We start from the raw sequence: 23,378 nt of genomic DNA, 5'->3' as shown, positions 1-23,378 counted from the left end.
GGGCTCGTTCGTTCACCCGGCATGACAGCTATGACCCCAGGCTCGAACATCCCTCTGCCGGCCGCCCGCGTGACGGTGGACGTCACCGCCCCGGTGCGGCTCGACGTGTCGGGCCTGCTGCTCACCGCCGACGGCAAGGTGCGTTCGGACGACGACTTCATCTTCTACAACCAGCCGGCCGGGCCCGGCGTGACCTACCGGTCCGGCGGCGGTGCCGGGCCGGACGCGATCACGGTCGACACCGGCGCGGTCCCGCCGGACATCGAGAAGATCGTGGTCACGGCCAGCCCGGACGCCGCCGGGCAGACCTTCCAGGGCATCGAGCCGACGGCCACCCTCCACGACGCGGACACCGGCGCGGTGCTGGCCACGTTCACCCCGCCCCGGCTCGGCACCGAGACCGCGCTGGTCGTGGTGGAGCTCTACCGCCGGGGCGGCGGCTGGAAGGCCCGCGCGGTCGGTCAGGGATACGCCGACGGCCTGGCCGGCATCGCCACCGACTTCGGGGTGACGGTGGAGGAACCGGCAGCCCCTGCGACCCCGGCCACCCCGGCCGCCCCCGCACCGGCAGCTCCCGCGGCCCCGGCCGCCCCCGCCCCCGGTGCCGGGAAGGTCAACCTGGACAAGGGCCGGGTCAGCCTCCAGAAGAACCAGACGGTGTCGCTGGTCAAGGGCGGCCGCCCGCTGCTGTCCCGGGTGCAGATGGGCCTCGGCTGGGAGCCCGCGTTCCACGGCAGTGACATCGACCTGGACGCCTCGGTCATCGCCTACGGCCCGCAGCGCGACCATGTGGACAGCTGCTACTTCGGCAAGCTGACCGTCCTGGACGGCGCGATCAGCCACTCCGGGGACAACCTCACCGGCGAGGGCGCGGGCGACGACGAGGTGATCACGGTCGACCTCGGCCGGCTCCCCCAGCAGGTCACCGGCCTGGTCTTCACGGTGAACTCCTTCTCCGGCCAGAAGTTCACGGACGTCGCCAAGGCCTACTGCCGGCTGCTCGACGCCTCGACCGGTGAGGAGCTGGTCCGCTTCGACCTCACCCACGCCGAGCCGCACACGGGCGTGATGATGGCCAAGCTGGTCCGCCAGCTCTCCGGGGAGTGGGACATGACCGCGCTGGGCGAGTTCGTGGCGTCCCGGACGGTGCGGACCATGGTGGAGCCGGGGGCGCGGGCGTTGTAGCCCGCCCCACGGGAGGGGTGCGGCAGCGACCGGCGTGACCGCTGCGCTACGGCCGCAACCCCTCCACCAGCAGCGACAGATACCGCCCGAGCTGCCGCCCCTGCCCGCCCGCCAGCTCGGAGGCCGTGGCGACCCCGTGGGCCAGCCGCAGCAGCTCGATCGGTTCCAGGTCGGCCCGCAGGGCACCCTCCGCCCGGGCCGCCGCCACCAGGCGGGTCGCGGCGCCCTGCACCGCCGTACCGCACGGCGTCACCGCGGCCGGGCCGCCGTCCGTGACCGCCGAGCCCAGCAGGGCCCGCATGCCGCGCACCTGGATGGTGGCGACGCACAGCTCGTGCAGCCACTCCAGCAGCGCCTCGCCCGGCGGCAGCTCCTGCGCCAGCTCGTCGGCCCGCCGGCCCAGCGCCTCGATCCGGTCGACGTACGCCGCCTGCAACAGCGCCTGCCGGGTCGGGAAGTGCCGGTAGAGCGTCCCCGAGCCGACGCCCGCCCGCTTGGCGATGTCATCCAGCGACGCGTTCTCCCCATGCTCGGCGAAGGCCTCCGCCGCCACCCTCAGCAGCCGCTCGTAGTTGCGCCGAGCGTCCGCGCGCATGGGCCTGATCTGCGTCATCCACCCACTCCTTGCCGCCGTGGCCCTCTGCGCATGCTAGCCACAAAGGGCGCCCGGGGGCCGCGGCCGGCGGTGCGGGGAGCGGTTACCGCTGCTGCCGCCTCCACGGCCCGGTGATGGCGAGCATGATCCCGGGCTCCTGGATGTTGGCGAACAGGGTGCTGCCGTCGGGCGAGAAGGTGACGCCGGTGAACTCGCTGTACTCGGGCTCCTCGGCCGTGCCGATGTTCAGCTCGTTGCGGGCGATCGGGTACGTACGGCCGCTGTCGGTGGCGCCGAACAGATGCTGGACGCCCTCGCCGTCCTCGGCGATGACCAGTCCGCCGTACGGCGAGACGGTGATGTTGTCCGGGCCGTCGAAGGCGCCGTCCGCGGCCGGGTCCGGGTTCACCCCGAGGAGGACCTTCAGGGTGAGGGTGCGGCGCCGGGGGTCGTAGAACCAGACCTGGCCGTCGTGCTGGACCGGGCTCTCCGCGCGGGCGTAGGACGAGACGATGTAGGCGCCGCCGTCGCCCCACCACATGCCCTCCAGCTTGCGGGCGCGGGTGACCTGGCCGTCGGTGAACTGCTTGCGCACCGACACGCTGCGGGCGTCACGGTCGGGGACGTCCACCCAGTCCACGCCGTAGACGGTGCCGGTCCTGGTGGCGCGGGACAGGTCGTCCACGTAGCGGCCGCCGGAGTCGAAGCAGCGGAAGGCCTGGAGCACACCGGCGTCGTCGGCGAGGGTGCGCAGCCTGCCCCGGCCGTGCCGGAAGCCCTCCGGCGGGGTCCAGCGGTACAGCAGGCCGTTGGGGCCGGCGGCGTCCTCGGTCAGGTACAGATGGCCGCGCCGGGGGTCCACCACGACGGCTTCGTGGGCGTACCGGCCGAGCGCCTTGACCGGCTGGGGGTCGCGGCCCGCCCGGCGGTCGGCGGGGTCGACCTCGAAGACATAGCCGTGGTCCTTGGTCATGCCGTTCTGGCCGGCCTTGTCCTCGGTCTCCTCGCAGGTCAGCCAGGTGCCCCAAGGTGTCCTGCCGCCGGCGCAGTTGGTGGAGGTGCCGGCGATGCCCACCCACTCCGCCACCTGATCGCGGCGGACCTCGACGACCGTGCAGCCACCGGCGGCGGCGGGGTCGTAGACCAGGCCCTCGACGAGCGGGACCGGGTGCGCCCAGGCGGAGCGCGGGCCCTTCAGCTCGTGGTTGTTGACGAGCAGGGTGGCGCCCCGCGGGCCGTCGAAGGCGGCGGTGCCGTCGTGGTTCGACGGGGTGAACTCGCCGGACTCCAGCCGGGTCCTGCCGCTGTAGGTGACGACCCGGTAGGAGAAGCCCGCGGGCAGGGCGAGGATGCCCTCGGGGTCGGGGAGCAGCGGGCCGTAGCCGACCCCGCCCGGGCCGCCGTGTCCGGACTCCGTGGCGGCGAGGGCGCCGGGCGCGCTGGCCAGGGCGCCGACGCTGCCCGCCAGGGCGATCCCGGCACCGCTGAGCGCTGAGGTTCTGGCGAAGTCCCTGCGGGTGAGCGACATGGTGTCTCCTGAGACGGTGGGAGTGCCGTGGAGGGTGGCGGACCTCGGTGCGCCGCACACGCTCCCGCCCACGTCTGAACACCGGCTGAACACGGGGGTACTTCAGCGGTCCTTGTTCAAGAAACCGTATGCACGGCCCCATGACTTCCTTTTCCGCTGCGTGGACCCCGGTGGCCCCCGTGGGCTCAGCCCGCCTGCTGCGAACGGGCCTTGAACGCGGCCTTCCGCGCCTCCTTCGCCACCTTCTTGTCCGGGTGCAGCCGGCCCATCGCCTCCAGCACATCGGCCGTCGCCGGGTGGTCCACCCGCCACGCCGTCGCGAAGAACCCGCTGTGCTGCGAGGCCAGTCCGGCCACCAGCGCCCGCAGTTCCTCGGAGTTGCCCTCGGCCTGGAGCTGCGCCGCCACGGTGTCGATGGTCAGCCAGAACACCAGGTCCTCGGAGGGCGCGGGCACCTGTGCGGCGCCCCGCTCGCTCAGCCACACCCGGGCCAGACCGCCCAGCTCCGGGTCGTCCAGCACCTCGCGCAGCGCGGGCTCGGCCTCCGCGCCGACCAGGGACAGGGCCTGCTGGCAGCGCAGCCGGCGCAGCGGCGCGCCCGGATCCGCACCGCGCGCGGCGGACAGCAACTCACGGGCGGCGACGAGCGGTTCCCGCAGTTCCAGCCACTGCTCGGTCTCGGCCCGGGCGGCGGACTGCCCGAACCGCGCGGTGCCGTCGAGCAGCACGTCGGCGCCCTTGTCGGCGAGTTCACCGACGGCCGGCGCGTCGAAGCCGGCCTCCAGCAGCCGGGCCCGCAGACCGTAGGCGCCGAGCGGGGTCAGGCGGACCATGCCGTACCGCGCGACGTCGTCCTCCCCCACCGGTACGGCGGGCTCCTCGTCGGCGTCGGCCATCAGCTCCTCGTCCACCGGCCGGTACTCCACGAGCCCGACCGGCTCCAGCATCCGGAACTGGTCGTCGAGCCGCATCATCGCGTCGGAGACCTGCTCCAGGACGTCGTTGGTGGGCTCGCCCATGTCGTCGGGCACGATCATGGAGGCGGCGAGCGCGGGCAGCGGGACGGGACCCTCGCCGGGGCCGTCCTCACTGACGGTCAGCAGATAGAGGTTGCCGAGGACGCCGTCGAGGAACTCCGCCTCGGCCTCCGGGTCCCAGTCGAGTGACGAGAAATCGACCTCGCCGCCCTCCTCCATGGCGTCGACCAGACCGTCCAGGTCCGGCACGCTCGCGTCGGCGAGCACGGTCTCCAGCGCGGCCAGCCACACGGTGAGCACATCGGCCGGGGAGCCCCCGGTGAGCAGCTTCAGATCCTCGCCGGCCCGGACGGTGCCGGCCGCCTCGTCCACGATCTCCACCAGCCCGGCGTCCACCGCGACCCGCCAGGCCTCGCTGGCGTACGCGGCGGCGTCGTCACCGGACAGCCCGAGCAGTTCGGCGGCGGCCGGAAGCTGCTCCTCCACCAGTCCCCCGCCGACGTCCACCCGGGTGTCGGGCCCGGCCCAGCGGGCGAGACGGGCGGCCCGGGAGAGCAGGGGCGTGGACAGCGCGGCGCGCGCCAGCTCCGGTTCGGGGTGCAGCCGTACGGGCGGCAGGGGGGAGCTGTCTGACATCGGCTGGTTCTCCTCGGACCGTGAAAGGACTCAGCCGCTCAGCCTAGACGGATTTCCACCCATGCCGCCCGGTTCATCTCCCCGTCGGCCGCCGTACATGGCTGAAACCTTGACAACTACCCGTGCCAGGCAGGAGATTGACGCGCGTAGAGGTTCGGGGGACAACTGTTCACTCGGCTCTACGCGTGTCACAGAGGGCGACGAGCCCCGCACGCTCCCGTTCCACCCTCGTCCCGGCGCATCGTCACGTCCCCGGAGGGAACCCTTGCCGAGCAGGTCTTCCGCGCGCCTCGCCGCGCTCACCGTCGCCGCTGTGTGCAGCGCCGCGTCCGCCGTCGTCCTCACCTCCCCGGCGCACGCCGACTCCGTGCGCATCCACGACATCCAGGGCACCACCCGGATCTCGCCGTACGCCGGACAGCAGGTGACGAACGTGCCGGGCATCGTCACGGCCACGCGCGCCTACGGTTCCTCCAAGGGCTTCTGGATGCAGGACCCGAACGCGGACGACGACCCGCGCACCAGCGAGGGCGTGTTCGTCTTCACCAGCTCCGCGCCGAAGGTGGCCGTGGGCGACTCGGTGACGGTGACCGGCACGGTCTCCGAGTTCACCCCGGGCGGCACCTCGTCCGGCAACCAGTCGGTCACGGAGATCACCAAGCCGGCCGTCACCACCGTCTCCAAGGGCAACGCGGTCCCGGCGCCGGTCGTGCTCGACGAGGACTCGGTCCCGGACGTGTACGCCCCCGAGGGCGACCCCGCGGCCGGCGGCTCGATCAACGGCCTGACCCTGGACCCGTCGGCGTACGCCCTGGACGCCTACGAGTCCCTGGAGGGCATGAACGTCCAGGTCACCGATGCCCGCGTGGTCGGCGCCACCGACCCGTACAGCGAGCTGTGGGTCACGGTGAAGCCGGACGAGCACACGAGCAGCCGCGGGGGCACGGTCTACGGCTCCTACGACTCGCAGAACACCGGCCGGCTCCAGATCCAGACCCTGGGCCCGACCGCCTCCTTCCCGAAGGCCAACGTCGGCGACACCCTGGAGGGCACCACCACCGGCCCGCTGGACTTCAACCAGTTCGGCGGCTACACCCTGGTGGCCAACCAGCTCGGCACGCTGGAGAGCGGCGGCCTGGAGCGCGAGACGACCCGCAAGCAGTCCCGCCGCGAGCTGGCGCTGGCGACGTACAACGTCGAGAACCTCGACCCGTCCGACACCACCTTCGCCGCACACGCCGCCGCGATCGTGAACAACCTCCAGTCGCCGGACATCGTGTCCCTGGAGGAGATCCAGGACGACAACGGCGTCACCGACGACGGCACGGTCGACGCGAGCGCGACGGTGAACAAGCTGATCGACGCGATCGTGGCGGCCGGCGGCCCGAAGTACGACTGGCGCTCGATCGACCCGGTCAACGACCAGGACGGCGGCCAGCCCGGCGGCAACATCCGCCAGGTGTTCCTGTTCAACCCGGAGCGGGTGTCCTTCGTGGACCGGCCGGGCGGCGACTCCACCACCGCGGTGGGCGTCACCAAGGTGAACGGCAAGGCCGAGCTGACCGCCTCGCCGGGCCGGATCGACCCGGCGAACGCGGCCTGGAAGGACAGCCGCAAGCCGCTGGCCGGCGAGTTCGTCTTCCGCGGCAAGACGGTCTTCGTGATCGCCAACCACCTCACCTCCAAGGGCGGCGACCAGGGGCTGACCTCCCAGTACCAGCCGCCGACGCGCAGCTCGGAGATACAGCGGCACGCGCAGGCCACCGAGGTCAACGCGTTCGTCAAGGACATCCTGGCCGTCCAGAAGAACGCGAACGTCGTCGCGCTCGGCGACATGAACGACTTCGAGTTCTCCGAGACCGCGAAGATCCTGGAGGGTGACGGCGAGCTGTGGTCGGCGATCAAGTCGCTGCCGCGGAGCGAGCGGTACACCTACGACTACCAGGGCAACGAGCAGGTGCTGGACCAGATCCTGGTCAGCCCGGCGATCCGGCGCGGCTGCGACCTCGACTACGACAGCGTGCACGTCAACGCCGAGTTCAACGACCAGATCAGCGACCACGACCCGCAGGTGCTGCGGTTCCGTCCGTGATGAGGTGGCAGGGCGTCCGTCCGTGATCGGACGGCGGGGCGTCCGTTCCTGACAGGTGGCGGGGGGGGGGCGGCGGCGCGGGGGGGGGCGGGCCCCCCCCGCCGGGACCCCCGGGGGCGACCGGGGCGGGGCGAGGGGGGGGGGGGGTCGTCCGTACGTGCCGGGGGGGGGCGCGGCCGGCCGGGGGCGCCCCCCCCCCCCCCCGCCGGCTCATGACCGCCGGTCGACCCGGTGCGAGATCGCGGTCGCCGGTCCATCCGGCACCGGATCACACGGTCACTGGTCCATCCGGCGCCAGATCACGGCAGCCGCGACGACGGAGGCGGCCGCCGCCCCGGCGATCAGCACCGGCCGCGGGTTCCGCAGCGCGGCGCCCACCATGGAGCGCACCGGCCGCGGCACCCGCACGTCGTGCTCGATGTCGTGCGCGGTGTGCAGCGTCCGTTCCTGAAGGGCGTGTCCGCCGCGGCCGGCCTGCTCCCGGGCGAGATGCCCGGCCTTCATCATCCGCTCCTGGGCGCCGTGCCCGGCCTTCGCCATCCGTTCCTGGGCGCCGTGCCCGGCCTTCACCGCCCGGTCCTGCATGCCGTGTCCGGCCTGGGCGGCGCTCATGCGCAGCTGGACGGTCATGGCGCCTGCCTTGTCCCGCAGATCGGCAGCCCGGGCCCGGGCCCGGCCCCCGACCTCGGTCCGGCCCATCAACCGGTCGACGGTGTCGCCGAGTTGATGCCTGGCCTGCTCCATCTGCCGCCGCAGTTCGTCGGGGCCCTTGGCACCCGAGCCGTGCGGGAACTTGTGCGTCATCGATGTGCCCTTTCCCTGAGAGCCTCCGCGGGGGCCGGCGCCGCGGCAGAGCGCTGGCGGCCGACTCCTCCTCGGTGACCGCCTCCCTTCCGTCCGTACGGACATCGGGTACCCCGGCCGGAGGCCGTCAGCCCCGGCCAAGGCCGCCCGGGCCGCGTTCCGCGAGCCGGGCGAGCTGGGTCTGGAACCAGTCGAGCCGCGCCTGCAACAGGGCGGCCTCGGCGACGAGTTCCGGCACGCCCGGCTCGGCCGCGCCGCCCGGCTCCGCCGCCGGGACCGCCGTACCGCCGCCCTGTGCCGACACCCGCAGCCCCGATCCGGCCAGCCGGGCGAAGCCCGGGAGCGAGACGGCGGTACGGCCGCCCGCGCAGCCCGCGCAGACCGGGACCAGGGCCCGCCAGCCGGGCCGCCCCCAGTCGGCGTCGGCGAGCGCGACGGCCACGGCGCCGCAGCCGCAGGGGCCCGCGGTGGCGGTGCGCACCCGCTGCCGGGCGTAGCGGAAGCCGCGCTCGAAGCGGATGTAGGCGCCGAGCACGGCGACCTCCAGCAGGAGCGCCGTGCGGTGCTCGGTCGTACACAGCAGGGCCTCGGCGGCCGTACGGTCGTGGAGGCAGTGGAAGCCGCAGTCGCACCGCCGCGCGGGCGGGCGGTGTCTGCGGCCGTAGACACAGGAGGCGTCGGCGAGCACGGCGTACGGCAGCGCACCGCCGAGCGACACTCCGGTGAACCCGGCCCGGGTGCCGTCCTGGGACAGCACCGGGTGGGCGATCTTGTAGCCGGTCGGCGGCTCCGTCGGGCGTTCCGCCGGGAGCCGCAGTCTCATCGGGCGGCCGGGACCTCTTCGCGGGCCGGCGCGGCCGGTTCGGTGCGGACGGTCTCACCGGCGCTCTCGCCGGTGGTCTGCGGGGCCGTCTCCTCGGGGAGCGGGGTCCGCTCCTCGGCGACTCCGGTGGCCAGTGCCTTGCCGAGCTTCATGGTGCCTCCCATGGGTGACGTCGGTGACCCTCCGGCCATAGTGACCCATGAGGTGGCGGGTTGGACATAGGACCTTGCGTCTCCTTAGCAGTGCTTATCTACAACCCGTAGAAGATTTAAGTGGAGCTTTATTCTCTCGGTGCCGAGACTGCCTTCATGACCATGACCATGACCACGACCACGAGCACCCGCACGCCCCCGCCCTTCGGCCGCACCCTGTGCGCGATGATCACCCCCTTCACCGAGACCGGGGCGCTCGACCTCGACGGAGCCCGAAGCCTGGCCGTCCGGCTGGTGGCGGCGGGCTGCGACGGCCTGGTGCTGAGCGGCACCACCGGCGAGTCGCCGACCACCACGGACGAGGAGAAGACGCGGCTGGTCGCGGCCGTACGGGAGGCGGTCGGCGACCGGGCCGCGCTGGTCGCGGGGGTGGGCAGCGCCGACACCCGGCACACGGTCGAGCTGGCGCTGGCGGCCGGCCGAGCGGGGGCCGACGGGGTGCTGGTGGTGACGCCGTACTACAGCAGACCCCCGCAGGACGCGGTGGCCGCGCACTTCCTGGCGGTCGCCGACGCGAGCGAGGTGCCGGTGATGCTCTACGACATCCCGGGCCGCACCGGCACCCGGATCGAACCGGACACAATGACCGGCCTCGCCGCGCACCCCCGGATCGTGGCCGTGAAGGACTGCTCGTACGACTTCCTCGGCACCCAGCAGGTGCTGGCCCGGACGGACCTGGCCTACTACGCCGGCTGCGACGAGCACATCCTGGCGCTGTACGCGATCGGCGCGGCCGGCTGTGTGAGCACGGTCGCCAACGCCGCGCCGGGCCATGTCGCCGCGATCCTGGACGCCTTCGACGCGGGCGACACCGCCCGGGCGCGGGACCTCCAGCTGGCGGCCACCCCGCTGATCGAGGCGATGATGGCCGCGGGTCTGCCCGGCACGGTCACCGCCAAGGCGCTGCTGGGCCGCCTGGGACTGCCCGCGGGGCCGGTGCGCGCCCCGCTGCTGCCCGCCGGCCCGGAGACGGCCGACGGGCTGCTGGCCCACCACCGGGAGCTGCCGGCGCTGTGATCGGCGCCGCCGGACAGCTCCCGGTAGCCGTTGAGCCGGGCGGATCGACGAGCGGGAGGCCTGGGTACGGCGGGTGCCGTACCGGCGGCGGATCAGCCGCTGCCGCTAGGGCCTGCGGACGAACCTCCGGCGGCCTCCCTCGCCCGTCCGTCCCCGGGGCGCGGCAGGCGCCAGTCTCCCACCAGCACGAACGGCGCCCAGTAATGGGGATGCCGGAAGGGGAACGCCCGGTCCTCCTCGCTCAGCCCGGCGGCGGCCAGGGCCTCACGGCGCTCCTCCGCCTCCAGCGCCGCGTCCCGCAGGGCGGGATCGGAGCTGACGGCCAGCGCGGCACGGGCCGTGGCGAAGTCCGTGCTCAGGGCCGCCGAACCGATCCGCAGGGCGCGCCGGGTGGCCGGTTCCGCCCCGGTCAGGCCCCCGGCCGTGTCCGGTGCGGTCAGGTCCGCCACCTGCTGCCGGGTCAGGGAGCGGACCCGGAGCACCGCGTCGCGCAGCGCGTGGGCGAGGGAGGCGGGAGCGCCGTCGGACGCGGCGGCGCCCAGACGTTCGTAGAAGGCGCGCATCAGCAGCGAGGTGGACAGGTCGTCCACCGACCACTGGCTGACGATCACGGAGGCCGCGCCGGCGGTGAGGAAGCTGCGGACCAGCCCGGTCAGTTCGTCGCCGGGGCGCATGCCGTTGACCCCGCTGGTGCAGCAGCTCAGCACGACGAGGGCGGCGGAGAGCCGGGCACCGCGCAGATCGGCCGCGCCCAGTATCTGCCGCTCGCGGCCGTCGGCGGCCCGGGCACCGCCCAGGACGATGCCCACCGCCCCGTCGGCGGTGTCCAGGATGCCGTGGGCGGCCAGATGGACCAGCCCCGGCGGGGACTGGGTGCGCAGCAGGGCGTCGGTGACCAGGCGCTTGGACACGTCCTCGCCGAGCACCGGGGGGATGCCCAGTTGCCGGGCCACCGTCACGGCCTCGATGCGGGCGTGGGCGAGGTCGCCTCCCGGGTCCCCCACCACCAGCGGCTCGCCGGACGCCTGCGGCGCGCTGCTGGACAGCCGGCGCACGAGCAGCGAGGCGCTGGGCGCGTAGCAGACCGGGTTGCGCAGCCCCAGCGGCACGCCCGCGACCTCGAGGACGTGCAGCGGGACGTCGTGCAGCGCACCGTGCGGGACGAGCGCGATCAGTTCGTCGGCCGGCACCGCGGCGAGCGGTGCGACGAGCGGTGCCGCGGCCCGTTGCAGCCGCTCCAGGTCCACCGTGCGGAAGTCGAAGCGGGTGCCGCGCACGGCGGCGTCGAGGACATCGCCGATCTCGTACAGGTCGACCTCGATGGTGACCGCGCGGGGCTCGGCGCCCGCGCCCGAGGTGAAGAGCAGCACCCGGCCGCTGTCGAGGACGTGGTACAGGGCGATGTGCGCGGCCCCGCCGACGGCCTCGTGCAGCCGCTGCCAGCCGACCGGCTCCACACCCTGCCGGCGCATCGCCTCCACCTGCGCGCGGTCAAGGTCCCGGGTGAGCGCCTCGTGGTCGTTGCGGAGGCGGTGGCGGATGTCGCTGGTGTCGATGCGGGTGGTCGGCGTGTGGACGCGGAACCCCTCGGGCAGCTCCCGGCTGCCGCCGTAGCGGCCTTCGAGCAGCAGCAGCCGGGCCACGTCGGCGGCGGTGTAGGGGGTGGTGAGCGCGTCGAGCCAGTCCAGTTCCTCCTGCCGTTCCCGCTGGGCGGTGACCAGCGCGTCGACCTCGGGGTCCGCCAGCGCGTCCTCGTCGAGAAAGGCGCGGGCGCGGGCCCGTTCGGCGAAGTCGAAGGCCGCCAGGGTACGGCCCGCCGCGAGGCACGCCTCGATCGCCGTGCGGTACAGCGGGACGGCGGTTCCCGACCACGCCATCCGCAGTTCCCAGCGGGACAGGTTCAGCCGGCTCTCCTCGGCCCGGGCGACCAGCCGGACGACCAGGTCGGCCGCCTCCGCCGCGTTGCCCCGGCCCAGCTCCACCCGACTGCGCAGCAGCTCGAAGGCCAGCCCGTACTCCGTGGCGGCGGACGCCGCCGCGTCCAGCAGCTCCAGGGCCTCGTCCCAGCGTTCGTGCAGGAGGCAGAGCTGCGCCCGCATCGTCAGCAGGGCCGGCCGCTGCCAGTCCGCCGCGTACTCGGTGGCGAGGTCCAGGTAGCGGGTGGACTCCGCGAAGTCGTCCACCACCAGGGTGGAGAAGGTGGCGTGCGCCCCGGCGTGCCGGGCACCCTGCTCCGTGGTCAGGGCCGTGGTCAGCAGCTCCGCGGCCCGTTCCCACTGCCCGGCGTCGCGCAGGATCTGGGCCAGGCTCGTCACGCCCGTCACCGACAGGCCCGGCGCGACCACGGTACGGCCGTCCTCCTCGACGAAGACCCAGGAGCCGTCGCCGATCTCCTCCGCGGCCGCCCGTACGTCACCGGAGCGCGCGGTGAAGATGATCCGCAGGCCGCGCAGTACGTTGATGTACTCCTTGGCGCCGATGCCGTAGACGTCCAGGTACTCCAGCTCCATCCAGGCCACCTGGTCCTGGGGATGGTCCAGCGTCCTGAGATTCGCGGTCATGGGCTTCGCGAGCAGCAGCGTCATGCCGTCGGCCCGGTCGAGATGGGCGGCGACGGCGTCCAGGTCCTGCACCCTCAGCAGTGCGTCCGCGATCGCCAGGCTCGTCCGGGCGGCGCTCACCGGGAACCCCGCGGCCTCGAAGGCGAGCTGCACGGACTCCCAGATGTCCGCCGCCTCCCGCCACTTCCCCTCGCCGACGAGCATGCCGGCCTCGTAGTGCCCGACCAGGGCGGGACGCAGCTGCGGCACCGCGGACAGCCACGGCGGTTCCAGGTCCAGCAGGGCGGTCACGGCGGCCGCGTCCAGGAAGCGCGAGGCACCGAACATGCGGTCCAGCAGCCAGACCAGTGCCCCGGTCGCCTCCCCCTCCGGGTCGCCCCCCTGTTCGGCCGCGCACAGGACCGCCCTGCCCAGCGCCTTCAGTCCCGACATCAGGTCGATGCTCTGGGAGTCGCCCTCGCCCGGGTCCATCCGCACACAGCTGAGCCCCAGCAGCAGATACGTCCGCCAGGCGGTGTGGCCCGCGGCCACGGCGGCGCGGAGATCGGCCAGTGCGCGGCGCGGGCGCTCGGCCTGGAAGTGGGCCAGGCCGCGCACCGCCAGGGGCCGGGCCCGGCCGGGCAGCCGCTCCACCATCTCGTCGAGGATCTCGACGGCCGTCTCCGGGGCGTGCTCCCGGGACGCCAGGCGTTCCAGGACGTCGAGGGCCTCGTCATCGCGGCCCCCGCGCAGCAGGAGGCGGGCGTGCAGCTCCAGCACACCGGTGCTCGGCTCGGGTGCTCGCTCGCACTCCGCGAGCGCACCCTCCAGATCCCCGCGGCGCTCGCACAGCTCGGCACGCAACGCGTGCCCGGCGGTGCGGGCGGCGACGGACGGCCGGGCGAGGAGCCGTTCGGCATCGGCCGCGGTCGGCTCCGTACGCCCACGCTCCAGGTTGATCAGCGCCCGCTCGGTCAACGCGACGTCGATCTGCCGGGCAACGGAATCGGGCAGCGGGCGAGGGGCGTTGACGGGGTCGGAGGGTATCGCCGCCGGCCCGGAAGACGTCGCAACCGCCGGCCCGGAGGGCGTCACGGCCGGCCCAAAGGGCACCACACCGGCCCCGGAGGGCGTCGCATCCGGCCCGGAAGGCGTCGCAACCGCCGGCCCGGAAGGCGTCGCAACCGCCGGCCCGGAAGGCGTCGCAACCGCCGGCCCGGAAGGCGTCGCAACCGCCGGCCCGGAGGGCGTCACGCCGGGCCCGGAGGGCACCACACCGGCCCCGGAGGGCGTCGCAACCGGCTCTGCGGCAGGCTCTGCGGAACCGCCGGAGGCCCCCGCTTCGAGTGCCTCGCCGATGCGTATCACCTCGCCGAACTCGGCCACGGCCGCGTCGAGGTGGCCGTTCACCACGAGCGCGCGGGCGTGATGGACGCGGAACCGCAGCTCCTCCGGCGCGGCCGCAGCGGCGCGGGCCCACGCTTCCAGGGCGCCCTCCGGTTCCCCCGTCTCCGACAGGCACACCGCGAGGTTGTTCCAGGCGAAGGCGCTGCCGGGCGCCACCTCCAGCCAGGCACGGTAGGCGGTCACGGCGTTGGGATAGTCCTCGAGGAGGATCAGGGCGTGCGCCCGCACGCGCAGCGACTCGAACCGTCCCGGCGCGAGGGCCAGGGCGTGTCCGGCCGCCTCGGCAGCCGCTTGCGGTGCGTCCTGGAGAAGCTCGTTGGCGAGTTCGGCCCATGCCAGGGCGAGCTCCTCCCCGGTGACCCCGCTGGCAGACACCCCGTCGGCTCTCTCGTACGCCGCCTGCGCCAACTCCAGGAACTCCTGGGCGAGATGGAGTTCACCAGCCGTCAGATACGCCCTCGCCGCCTGCATCGCGGCCGGCCATGTGTACTCGTGCCGCTGCGCGCCCTCGGACATGACCGTGGCCTGGGCGAGGAGCACGGCCGCCGGACGCCAGCGGTTCAGCCGTGCAAAGACGCCGGAGACCTGGACCAGGGTCCAGAAACACAGCCAGCCGCTCTCCTGTCGGGCGGCGAGTTCCGCTGCGGAGCGGCACCAGGCGAGCGCGGCCTCCTCCTCGTCCTCCGCCTCCGCGAGGAGCACCCGCAGATGCACCGCGTGCTCGGTGCTTCCGGTCAGGGTGGCCAGCGCCTCGCCCTGCCGGACGATCGGCAGCGCCTCCTGTGGTGCGCCCTGCTCGATCAGCGCCTCGGCCGTCTGCCGTACGGAGTCGAGGAGGCCGTCCAGGTGCTCGGCGTCCGGCGGGGACGCCAGGCAGGCGTCCAGCTCCTCGCTCAGGGCTGCGGCCGACGGCTGGGGCCGCCCGGGGTGCGTCATCGTCGTACCGTTCCCTCCGCCGGGTGGGCCGACGGCCCGAAGGTGCGCAGTGTGACCAGGGTGGTCGTCCATTCCGGGGCGTCCGGGCCCGCGCTCCCCAGGTCCCGGGTGGCGGCCGTGCCGGCGAGCCGGTCGAGCAGGGTCCGGCCGGTACCGGCGCGGGACGGCGCCCGGCGGGACGGCGGTCCGTCGAGGACGGGCAGTTCGAACGCGTCGGGCGAGAAGCGCTGTTCGGACGCGATGAGCTTCAGATGATCGAGCACCTCGGCGCCGGGGACGCCGAGGCGTTCCGCGGGCAGGGAGACATCGACGGGGCGGCCGTCGTAGGCGACCGTCACCGCCCCCGCCGGCAGCAGGCCGCCCGGATACAGCAGGCTGTGGCACCGGTAGCGGTCGGTGAGGTCGAGCAGGGTGCAGTAGAGGTCCGTGGGACTGTCGTTGTGGAGGTGGATCCAGACGTACGGCCGCCGCCAGCCGGTGCCGGCCTTCCGGTAGTGCAGCTGGATCCGTCCGTCGGCGCCGGGCGTCAGCGGCGGCCGGGTGCCGGGCGCGGGCGGTGCCGTCTCGCCGGGCTCGGCGGGGACGATCTCGACACGGACCAGGTCCGCGATCCACGATCCCGGGTTGTCCAGCCGCTTGATCAGGTGCCAGCGGGCGAGGTGTTCGAGGCGGCGCCGCACCGTGACGGCCCCGTCCGCCGTCGCCGGGACCGGGCCGGCCAGCGGGGTGCCGTCGGGCCGCGCGATCAGCAGCGCGGGTTCGGTGCCGGGGCGGGACGGCTCGCCGGTCAGGACGAGGAAGCGGTCGTCCTGGCCCGCGGGGTCCACCGCGCCCTCGGCTGCGCCGAGGTGCGGGGAGTCCGCGATCGCCGTGCGCACCAGCGCGGCCGCGGGGCCGTCGCCGCGTACCTCGACCGTGGCCTGGGGCACGGGCGCGTCCACCACGACAGCGGGATAGCGGCTTCCGGTGCGCGGCCGCCAGTCCGACGGCTCGACGGCGACCCGGCTGCGGGCGGGCTCCACCGCGGTGACCCGGACCCGGCCGAGCGGGTGGCCCGCCCCCGCCCCGGGCCGCTCCTCGGGCGGGAGGACGGCGAGGACGACGGACTCGTCACCGCGGGGCGGCTGGATGCCGTGCACCGTACCGGCGTCGATCCACCACTCGCCCCGCCGGTGCTCCAGGGAGATGCCGTGGGCCCGCGGCCGTAACGCCCCGCCGAAGAGCGGCTGGTCGAGCGCCTGCGGGGGCATGGCGTACCCGACGGGGTCCTGCTCCCCCACCCGGTCCCTGACCCCCGCCGCGGCGGCGCCGAGCAGGTCGCGGTAGGTGGCCTGCGGCCCGAGCCGGGCGAGGGCGCGCTGGAGCATGAACGAGAAGACGCCCCGGTGCCGTCCGCCGAAGGGCAGTTCCTTGGCCGTCTGGAGCGACTCGCAGGCCGACAGGGTCACCTGCCGCGGCGGCTCACCCCCTTCGCCGCCCCCGCCCCCGTCGCGGACGGTCGCCGCCCATGCGGTCCGCAGGGCGGGAAGGTACTGCTCGAAGGGTCTCGGCGCGGTGGCGGGGGGCGCCGAGCGGACCCCCACCTCCGGCAGGTCCCGGGTGGCCCCGCCGGAATGGCAGCTGTCCAGAACGCCGAGCACATGGGCCCCCGTGGCGGCGACCGTGCCGACGAGCTGGTTGATCTCCTTGTCGGCGAGGTCGGGCACCCCGGGCAGCCGGCTGTCGGCGCACACCAGGGTCTGGTTCCAGCCGGTCGGCTCCAGATGCCAGAAACGCTCCTCGACCGGTTCGAGCGAGCCGTGCCCGGCGAAGCAGAACACGGCGACGTCCTCCGGTCCCGCCTGGGCGAGGTGGGTCAGAAAGCCGTCGATGACGGCCTGCCGGGTCGCCTCCCCGTCGCGCAGCACGCGCACGCGCAGCCGCTCGTCCGGCACCCGCCCCCGCAGAAACGCCTCGAAGGCGAGCACATCGGCCACACAACCCTTGAGCGACCTGAGCCGGCCCTGGTAGTCGTCCACCCCCACGAGCAGGGCGTACACGGTCTGCACCATACGGCCGTCCCTTCGCGCTCCGCGGCCTCTTCGCCACCGAGGCGGTAAATGCTAGACCCTGTACGGCAGTTGAGGCACCAGATGCCACGAGACACCGGCTTTGCACCGATACCGCCCGCGACCGGCAGAACCCCGGACAGCACGGAGCGCCCTCCCGCACCACGGCGGAAGGGCGCTCAATGAGACACGTGGGTCAGTTGTGGCTGTGCAGGATGTCGTTCAAGCCGCCCCAGACCGCGTTGTTCGGGCGGGCCTCCACCGTGCCGGTGACCGAGTTGCGGCGGAAGAGGATGTTGGAGGCGCCGTTGAGTTCGCGGGCCTTGACGATCTGGCCGTCGGGCATGGTGATGCGGGTGCCCGCGGTGATGTACAGGCCCGCCTCGACCACGCACTCGTCGCCGAGGGCGATGCCGACGCCCGCCTCGGCGCCGATCAGGCAGCGCTCGCCGATGGAGATGATCACGTTGCCGCCGCCGGACAGGGTGCCCATGGTGGAGGCGCCGCCGCCGATGTCCGAGCCGTCGCCGACCACGACACCGGCGGAGATCCGGCCCTCGACCATGGAGGTGCCGAGCGTGCCGGCGTTGAAGTTGACGAAGCCCTCGTGCATGACCGTGGTGCCGGCGGCCAGGTGAGCGCCCAGCCGGACCCGGTCGGCGTCGGCGATGCGGACGCCCTTGGGGGCGACGTAGTCCGTCATGCGCGGGAACTTGTCGATCGAGGTGACCTGGAGGTGCAGGCCCTCGGCGCGGGCGTTGAGCCGCACCTTCTCGATGTCGTCCACGGCGACCGGGCCGAGCGAGGTCCAGGCGACGTTGGCGAGGTGGCCGAAGATGCCGTCCAGGTTCTGGCCGTGCGGCTTGACCAGGCGGTGCGAGAGCAGGTGCAGCCGCAGGTAGGTGTCGTGCGCGTCGATCGGCTTCTCGTCCAGCGAGGCGATGACCGTGCGCACCGCGACCACCTCGACGCCCCGGCGGTTGTCCGGGCCGACCGCCGCGGTCGCGCCGCCGCCCAGCAGCTCCGCCGCCTGCTCGGCGGTCAGCCGCTCGGTGCCGGCCGGGCCGGGCGCCTCGACCAGCTCGGGGGCCGGGAACCAGGTGTCGAGGACGGTGCCGTCGGAGGCGATGGTGGCGAGGCCGGCGGCGACAGCGCCGGTGGTACGGGAAGCAGACTCGGTCATGGGGGAAAACCTAACGTGAGCGGGGTGGTGAGGGCGAATGGCGTCTCATGTGCCGGGCGCGGCTTTCAGGGGATCAGCCGAGCCAGCGCGGTGCGGGCGTACTCCTCGTCGTAGGAACCGCCCGTGAGCAGCACCTGAAGGCCGATGCCGTCCATCAGCGCGAGCAGCGCCCGGGCGGTGACCGGGTCGGTGCGGCGGGTGAGCAGCGCGGTCGCCTGCTCGGTCCACTCGGCGGCGACGGGCCGCAGCGCGGGCCGCCGCAGCGCGGCCAGATACAGCTCGTACTCCAGCTCCACCCCGGTGCGCTCGCCGCCCAGCCAGGCTCCGAGGGCCGCGGCCAGCTCGGTGGCGAGGTCGCCGTGGCCGCCCTCCGGCAGCCGCTCGGCGAGCACCCTGCCGAAGCCCTCGTTGGCCTGCCGCAGCGCTGCCACCATCAGCTCTTCCAGGGTGGCGAAGTGGTACGTCGTGGAGCCGAGCGGTACGTCGGCCTCGGCGGCCACCGAGCGGTGGCTCAGCCCGGCGATGCCGTCCCGCCCGACCACCCGGATCGCGGCGTCGATGATCCGCCGGCGCCGGTCGGGGTCGTAGCGCCGGGGCATCAGTGACTCGCCCCGCCCAGGTTGAGCACCACCACTCCGCCGATGATCAGCAGGATCCCGGCGACCTTGGCCACCCCGAGCCCCTCCCCGAACAGCAGCAGCCCGAGCACGGCGATGGCCGCGGTGCCCACCCCGGACCAGATGGCGTACGCGGTCCCGATCTGCACGGTCTTCAGCGTCTGCGCGAGCAGCGCGAAGGAGACGAGGTAACCGAGCACGGTCACGGCCGAGGGCCCGAGCCGGCTGAACCCCGCGCTGTACTTCATCGCCGTCGTGGCGGCGACCTCGGCGGCTATGGCGCCGGCGAGCAGCAGGTATCCCATGTGTACGAGCGTACACAGCACAGGTGTACGGCCGTACACAACGAGGGAACGGAAAAGGGGCCGCGGCATGGTGCCACGGCCCCTTCCCGCACTCGGGCGGTGCTCAGACGTTGAAGCCGAGCGCCCTCAGCTGGTCGCGGCCCTCGTCGGTGATCTTGTCCGGGCCCCACGGCGGCATCCAGACCCAGTTGATGCGCAGCTCGTTGACCAGGCCGTCGGTGGCGGACTTGGCCTGGTCCTCGATGACGTCCGTCAGCGGGCAGGCCGCCGAGGTGAGGGTCATGTCGACCGTCGCCACATTGGAGTCGTCGATGTGGATGCCGTAGATCAGCCCGAGGTTGACGACGTCGATGCCCAGCTCGGGGTCGACGACGTCCATCAGGGCCTCACGCAGCTCCTCCTCGGACGCGGGCTTCATCTCTGCGGTGTCGGTCATGCCGTCTTCCTTTCGGCCTCGGCGCCACCCAGCGCCTGGGCCGTCGCGTCCTTCCACGCCATCCAGCTCAGGAGGGCGCACTTGACCCGCGCGGGGTACTTGGAGACGCCCGCGAACGCGACCGCGTCCTCCAGGACCTCCTCCATCGCGTCGTCCGGCTCGATCCTGCCCTTGGACTGCATCAGCTCCAGGAAGGTCTCCTGGATCCGCTGCGCCTCGGACAGTTCCTTGCCGACCAGCAGCTCGTTGAGGACGGACGCGCTGGCCTGGCTGATGGAGCAGCCCTGGCCCTCGTACGAGACGTCCTCGATCCTGCTGCCCTCGTACCGCACGCGCAGGGTGATCTCGTCGCCGCACGTCGGGTTCACGTGGTGTACCTCGGCGTCGCCGTCCCTCAGACCACGCCCGTGCGGGTTCTTGTAGTGGTCCAGGATGACGTCCTGGTACATCGAGTCCAGCTTCACGGTCTCAGCTCACGCCCTTCAGCCGAAGAAGTTCCGAACGTGCTCCAGCCCCGCGACCAGTGCGTCGATCTCGGCCGGCGTGGAGTACAGATAGAACGACGCTCGCGTGGTCGCAGGAATTCCGTACCGCAGGCAGACCGGGCGGGCGCAGTGGTGGCCGACCCGGACCGCGATGCCCTGCTCGTCGAGGACCTGGCCCACGTCGTGCGGGTGGATGTCCCCGAGGGTGAAGGAGATCGCGGCGCCCCGGTCCTCGGCCGTGGTCGGGCCGATGATCCTCAGGTCGGGGACCTCGGACAGCCGCTGGACCGCGTACTCCGTCAGCGCGTGCTCATGGGCGAGGATCTTGTCCATGCCGATCGACTGGAGGTAGTCGATCGCGGCGCCCAGCCCGACCGCCTGCGCGATCGGCGGGGTGCCCGCCTCGAACTTGTGCGGCGCCGGGGCGTACGTGGACGAGTGCATCGAGACGGTCTCGATCATCTCGCCGCCGCCCAGGAAGGGCGGCAGGTCCTCGAGCAGCTCCTGGCGGCCCCACAGGACGCCGATGCCGGTCGGGCCGCACATCTTGTGGCCGGTGAAGGCCACGAAGTCGGCCTGGAGTGCCTGCACGTCCAGCGGCATGTGCGGGGCGGCCTGGGAGGCGTCGACGCAGACGAGCGCACCGACCTCCTGCGCGCGGCGCACTATCGCCTCGACCGGGTTGAGGGTGCCCAGGATGTTGGAGACCAGCACAAAGGAGACGATCTTCGTCTTCTCGGTGATGATCTCGTCGATGTTGGACAGGTCGAGCCGGCCGTCGTCCGTGAGACCGAACCACTTCAGCTTCGCGCCCGTGCGCTGCGCGAGCAGCTGCCACGGCACGATGTTGGAGTGGTGCTCCATCTCCGTGATGACGATCTCGGTCTCGTGGTCCACCCGGTAGGGCTCCTCGGCCCAGCCCAGCATGTTGGCCACGAGGTTCAGCGACTCGGAGGCGTTCTTGGTGAAGATCACCTCGTCGCGGCTCGGCGCGTTGATGAAGTCGGCGACCTTGTCGCGCGCGCCCTCGTACAGCGCCGTGGCCTCCTCGGCGAGCACATGCACACCGCGGTGGACGTTGGCGTTGTGCTGCTCGTAGTACTCGGAGAGCACGTCGAGCACCTGGCGCGGCGTCTGGGAGGTCGCCGCGTTGTCCAGGTACACCAGCTTCTTACCGTCGTGGAGCACCCGGTCCAGGATGGGGAAGTCCTTGCGCAGCGCCTCGGTGTCGAGGAGGCCCGGCAGCTGTGTCACGCGGATGCGCCACCCTTCACGTATGCCTCGTAGCCCTCGTTCTCCAGCTTGTCCGCGAGCTCGGGGCCACCGGACTCGACGATGCGGCCGCCGGCGAACACGTGGACGTGGTCGGGCTTGATGTAGCGCAGGATGCGCGTGTAGTGCGTGATCAGCAGGGTGCCGACCTCGCCGGTCTCGCGGACACGGTTGACGCCCTCGGAAACGATGCGGAGGGCGTCGACGTCGAGGCCGGAGTCGGTCTCGTCCAGGATCGCGACCTTCGGCTTGAGCAGCTCCAGCTGGAGGATCTCGTGGCGCTTCTTCTCACCGCCGGAGAAGCCCTCGTTCACGTTGCGCTCGGCGAAGGACGGGTCCATGTTGAGGCGCTCCATGGCCTCCTTGACCTCCTTCACCCAGGTGCGCAGCTTCGGGGCCTCGCCGCGGATGGCGGTGGCGGAGGTGCGCAGGAAGTTGGAGACCGAGACGCCGGGGACCTCGACCGGGTACTGCATCGCCAGGAACAGGCCGGCGCGGGCGCGCTCGTCGACGGACATCTCCAGGACGTCCTCGCCGTCGAGGGTGACGGTGCCGCCGGTGATGGTGTACTTCGGGTGACCCGCGAGGGAGTAGGCGAGGGTCGACTTGCCGGAGCCGTTGGGGCCCATGATGGCGTGCGTCTCGCCCTGCTTCACGGTGAGGTCGACGCCCTTGAGGATCTCCTTCGTGGCGTTGTCGGCCTCGACGGTGACGTGCAGGTCTCGGATTTCAAGCGTTGCCATGGGTGCCTCAGGACTCCTGGGAGAGGGAGACGAGAACGTCGTCCCCTTCGATCTTTACGGGGTATACGGGGACGGGGCGCGTGGCCGGGAGGCCGGACGGCTTGCCGGTGCGGAGGTCGAAGGCGGAGCCGTGCAGCCAGCACTCGATCTGGCAGTCCTCCACCTCGCCCTCGGAGAGGGAGACGTTCGCGTGGGAGCAGATGTCGTGGATCGCGAACACCTCGCCCTCGGTCCTGACGACCGAGACCGGCGTGCCGTCGAGTTCCACCCGCTTCGGGGTGTCCTCCTCCAGCTCGCTCAGCCCGCAGGCGCGTACGAAGGTCATGCGACCGAAGCCTCCAGCTCCTCCTCGATCTTGGCGAGCAGGCGCTCCTCGATGTCGGCGACGCCGATCTGCTGGACCAGCTCGGCGAAGAAGCCGCGGACCACCAGGCGCCGCGCCTCGTGCTCCGGGATGCCGCGGGCCATCAGGTAGAAGAGCTGCTCGTCGTCGAAGCGGCCGGTGGCGGAGGCGTGGCCGGCGCCGACGATCTCGCCGGTCTCGATCTCCAGGTTCGGCACCGAGTCGACGCGCGCGCCGTCCGTGAGGACCAGGTTGCGGTTCATCTCGTAGGTGTCCGTGCCCTCGGCCGAGGCCTCGATGAGGACGTCACCGATCCAGACCGCGTGCGCTTCCTCGCCCTGGAGCGCGCCCTTGTAGACGACGTTGGACTTGCAGTGCGGGGCGTTGTGGGTGACCAGCAGACGGTGCTCCTGGTGCTGCCCGGCGTCGGTGAAGTACAGGCCGAACAGCTCGGCCTCGCCGCCGGTGCCGGCGTACGTCACGCGCGGGTGCAGCCGGACCACGTCGCCGCCGAAGGTCACGACCACCGACTTGACGGAGGCGTCCCGGCCGACCAGCGCGTTGTGCTGGGCGACGTGGACGGCCTTGTCGTCCCAGTCCTGGACGGAGACGACGGTCAGCTTGGCGCCGTCACCGAGGAGGTAGTCGACGTTGGCGGCGAGCACGGCGTCACCGGTGTGGTCGATGACCACGACGGCCTCGGCGAAGCTGCCCAGCTCGATGATCTGGTGGGCGAAGGCGGTGCCGCCCTGGCCGTGTACGGCGATGCGGATGGGCTCGGTGAGGACGGTGTCCTTGGGGACGGTCACGACCGAGGCCTTCTCGAAGGCCGAGTACGCCTGCGCGGCGACGCGGTCCACCGGGGTGCCCGCCTTGCCGAGCCGCGCGTCGTCGCGGCCGACGGTCTCGACGGTGACGCCCTCGGGGGCCTGTACGTCGACCTTCACACCGTCGCCGTTCGCGACGGCGGTGCCGTCGTGCAGCCCGCGCAGGCGCTCCAGCGGGGTGAACCGCCACTCCTCCTCGCGGCCGTGCGGGACCGGGAAGTCCGCGACGTCGAAGGACGGGGGCGCGCTCATGCGCGAGACGACGGTCGACTCCGCGGCGACCGCGATCGAGCCGGCGGTGGTGGAGCCCACCGGGATGTTCTGGGCCTCGGCCATGGCTGTCGTAGTGCTCTCTTTCTGAGTAAGG

At 72.9% G+C, this 23,378-nt stretch carries 20 protein-coding genes; 3 read left to right on the top strand and 17 right to left on the bottom strand.

The genetic code is table 11. From position 1 onward, the window contains the following. Positions 1-30: 30 nt before the first annotated feature. Complete coding sequence (locus ACFVIU_RS16490; protein WP_385843168.1) at positions 31-1,185, top strand: TerD family protein; 1,155 nt, start codon at positions 31-33, stop codon at positions 1,183-1,185. A gap of 46 nt (positions 1,186-1,231) precedes the next feature. On the opposite strand, the gene ACFVIU_RS16485 is transcribed toward ACFVIU_RS16490, so the two are convergent. From ACFVIU_RS16485 to ACFVIU_RS16475, 3 genes are all read right to left on the bottom strand, one after another. Continuing rightward, positions 1,232-1,798 (bottom strand): TetR/AcrR family transcriptional regulator, encoded by a 567-nt coding sequence (locus tag ACFVIU_RS16485; RefSeq protein ID WP_385843166.1) that lies wholly within the window; start codon positions 1,796-1,798, stop codon positions 1,232-1,234. 85 nt (positions 1,799-1,883) lie between these two features. Then, entirely contained in the window at positions 1,884-3,308 is a 1,425-nt protein-coding gene (locus ACFVIU_RS16480) for an alkaline phosphatase PhoX (RefSeq protein ID WP_385843165.1), read from the bottom strand. Between the two features lie 185 nt (positions 3,309-3,493). Further along, complete coding sequence (locus tag ACFVIU_RS16475; protein WP_385843164.1) at positions 3,494-4,921, bottom strand: hypothetical protein; 1,428 nt, start codon at positions 4,919-4,921, stop codon at positions 3,494-3,496. Positions 4,922-5,186: 265 nt separating this feature from the next. On the opposite strand from ACFVIU_RS16475, the gene ACFVIU_RS16470 reads away from it, so the two are divergent. Beyond that, entirely contained in the window at positions 5,187-7,013 is a 1,827-nt protein-coding gene (locus ACFVIU_RS16470; protein WP_385843163.1) for an endonuclease/exonuclease/phosphatase family protein, read from the top strand. Between the two features lie 276 nt (positions 7,014-7,289). Here ACFVIU_RS16470 and ACFVIU_RS16465 read toward each other — a convergent pair whose 3' ends face one another. The 3 genes from ACFVIU_RS16465 to ACFVIU_RS16455 all read right to left on the bottom strand — a co-directional run bounded on the left by ACFVIU_RS16465 (position 7,290) and on the right by ACFVIU_RS16455 (position 8,792). Continuing rightward, positions 7,290-7,817, bottom strand: a complete 528-nt coding sequence (locus ACFVIU_RS16465) for a DUF3618 domain-containing protein (RefSeq protein WP_385843162.1) — start codon at positions 7,815-7,817, stop codon at positions 7,290-7,292. 127 nt (positions 7,818-7,944) lie between these two features. Further along, entirely contained in the window at positions 7,945-8,640 is a 696-nt protein-coding gene (locus ACFVIU_RS16460) for a hypothetical protein (RefSeq protein WP_385843161.1), read from the bottom strand. Next, the gene (locus ACFVIU_RS16455; RefSeq protein ID WP_385843160.1) at positions 8,637-8,792 is read right to left on the bottom strand and encodes a hypothetical protein; all 156 of its coding nucleotides are present in this window, start codon (positions 8,790-8,792) and stop codon (positions 8,637-8,639) included. The genes ACFVIU_RS16460 and ACFVIU_RS16455 overlap by 4 nt, the downstream gene beginning before the upstream one ends. Before the next feature lie 156 nt (positions 8,793-8,948). Here ACFVIU_RS16455 and dapA point away from each other — a divergent pair, with 156 nt between their 5' ends. Then, positions 8,949-9,869 (top strand): 4-hydroxy-tetrahydrodipicolinate synthase, encoded by a 921-nt coding sequence (gene dapA / locus ACFVIU_RS16450; protein WP_385843158.1) that lies wholly within the window; start codon positions 8,949-8,951, stop codon positions 9,867-9,869. A 92-nt stretch (positions 9,870-9,961) separates the two neighbouring features. On the opposite strand, the gene ACFVIU_RS16445 is transcribed toward dapA, so the two are convergent. From ACFVIU_RS16445 to sufD, 11 genes are all read right to left on the bottom strand, one after another. Further along, on the bottom strand, positions 9,962-14,752 hold the full coding sequence (locus ACFVIU_RS16445; RefSeq protein ID WP_385843157.1) for a CHAT domain-containing protein: 4,791 nt from the start codon (positions 14,750-14,752) through the stop codon (positions 9,962-9,964). Further along, a complete protein-coding gene (locus ACFVIU_RS16440) occupies positions 14,749-16,803 on the bottom strand; it encodes a caspase family protein (protein WP_385843156.1) in 2,055 nt (684 codons plus the stop codon). Before ACFVIU_RS16440 ends, ACFVIU_RS16445 begins: the two co-directional genes overlap by 4 nt. Before the next feature lie 193 nt (positions 16,804-16,996). Beyond that, on the bottom strand, positions 16,997-17,983 hold the full coding sequence (dapD, locus tag ACFVIU_RS16435; protein ID WP_385843155.1) for a 2,3,4,5-tetrahydropyridine-2,6-dicarboxylate N-succinyltransferase: 987 nt from the start codon (positions 17,981-17,983) through the stop codon (positions 16,997-16,999). A 65-nt stretch (positions 17,984-18,048) separates the two neighbouring features. Then, positions 18,049-18,582 carry a TetR/AcrR family transcriptional regulator gene (locus ACFVIU_RS16430; protein ID WP_385843154.1) on the bottom strand — a complete coding sequence of 178 codons (534 nt, stop codon included), beginning with the start codon at positions 18,580-18,582 and terminating at the stop codon, positions 18,049-18,051. Beyond that, positions 18,582-18,905 carry a DMT family transporter gene (locus tag ACFVIU_RS16425; protein ID WP_385843152.1) on the bottom strand — a complete coding sequence of 108 codons (324 nt, stop codon included), beginning with the start codon at positions 18,903-18,905 and terminating at the stop codon, positions 18,582-18,584. Before ACFVIU_RS16425 ends, ACFVIU_RS16430 begins: the two co-directional genes overlap by 1 nt. A gap of 103 nt (positions 18,906-19,008) precedes the next feature. After that, complete coding sequence (locus tag ACFVIU_RS16420; RefSeq protein ID WP_385843151.1) at positions 19,009-19,341, bottom strand: metal-sulfur cluster assembly factor; 333 nt, start codon at positions 19,339-19,341, stop codon at positions 19,009-19,011. Continuing rightward, positions 19,338-19,805 (bottom strand): Fe-S cluster assembly sulfur transfer protein SufU, encoded by a 468-nt coding sequence (gene sufU / locus ACFVIU_RS16415; protein WP_385843150.1) that lies wholly within the window; start codon positions 19,803-19,805, stop codon positions 19,338-19,340. The genes ACFVIU_RS16420 and sufU overlap by 4 nt, the downstream gene beginning before the upstream one ends. An 18-nt stretch (positions 19,806-19,823) precedes the next feature. Further along, positions 19,824-21,080 (bottom strand): cysteine desulfurase, encoded by a 1,257-nt coding sequence (locus ACFVIU_RS16410; RefSeq protein WP_385843149.1) that lies wholly within the window; start codon positions 21,078-21,080, stop codon positions 19,824-19,826. Further along, positions 21,077-21,841, bottom strand: coding sequence for a Fe-S cluster assembly ATPase SufC (gene sufC / locus ACFVIU_RS16405; RefSeq protein ID WP_030617891.1), 765 nt, complete (start codon positions 21,839-21,841; stop codon positions 21,077-21,079). Before sufC ends, ACFVIU_RS16410 begins: the two co-directional genes overlap by 4 nt. 7 nt (positions 21,842-21,848) lie before the next feature. After that, positions 21,849-22,166: a non-heme iron oxygenase ferredoxin subunit gene (locus ACFVIU_RS16400; RefSeq protein WP_385843148.1), complete on the bottom strand. Its 318-nt coding sequence runs from the start codon at positions 22,164-22,166 to the stop codon at positions 21,849-21,851. Beyond that, positions 22,163-23,347: a Fe-S cluster assembly protein SufD gene (gene sufD / locus ACFVIU_RS16395; protein ID WP_385843147.1), complete on the bottom strand. Its 1,185-nt coding sequence runs from the start codon at positions 23,345-23,347 to the stop codon at positions 22,163-22,165. The genes ACFVIU_RS16400 and sufD overlap by 4 nt, the downstream gene beginning before the upstream one ends. Positions 23,348-23,378: the final 31 nt, after the last annotated feature.

The sequence above is a fragment of the Streptomyces sp. NPDC127190 genome (assembly GCF_042672505.1).
Classification (GTDB): domain Bacteria; phylum Actinomycetota; class Actinomycetes; order Streptomycetales; family Streptomycetaceae; genus Streptomyces.
This window is presented reverse-complemented; position numbering and strand designations above follow the sequence as displayed.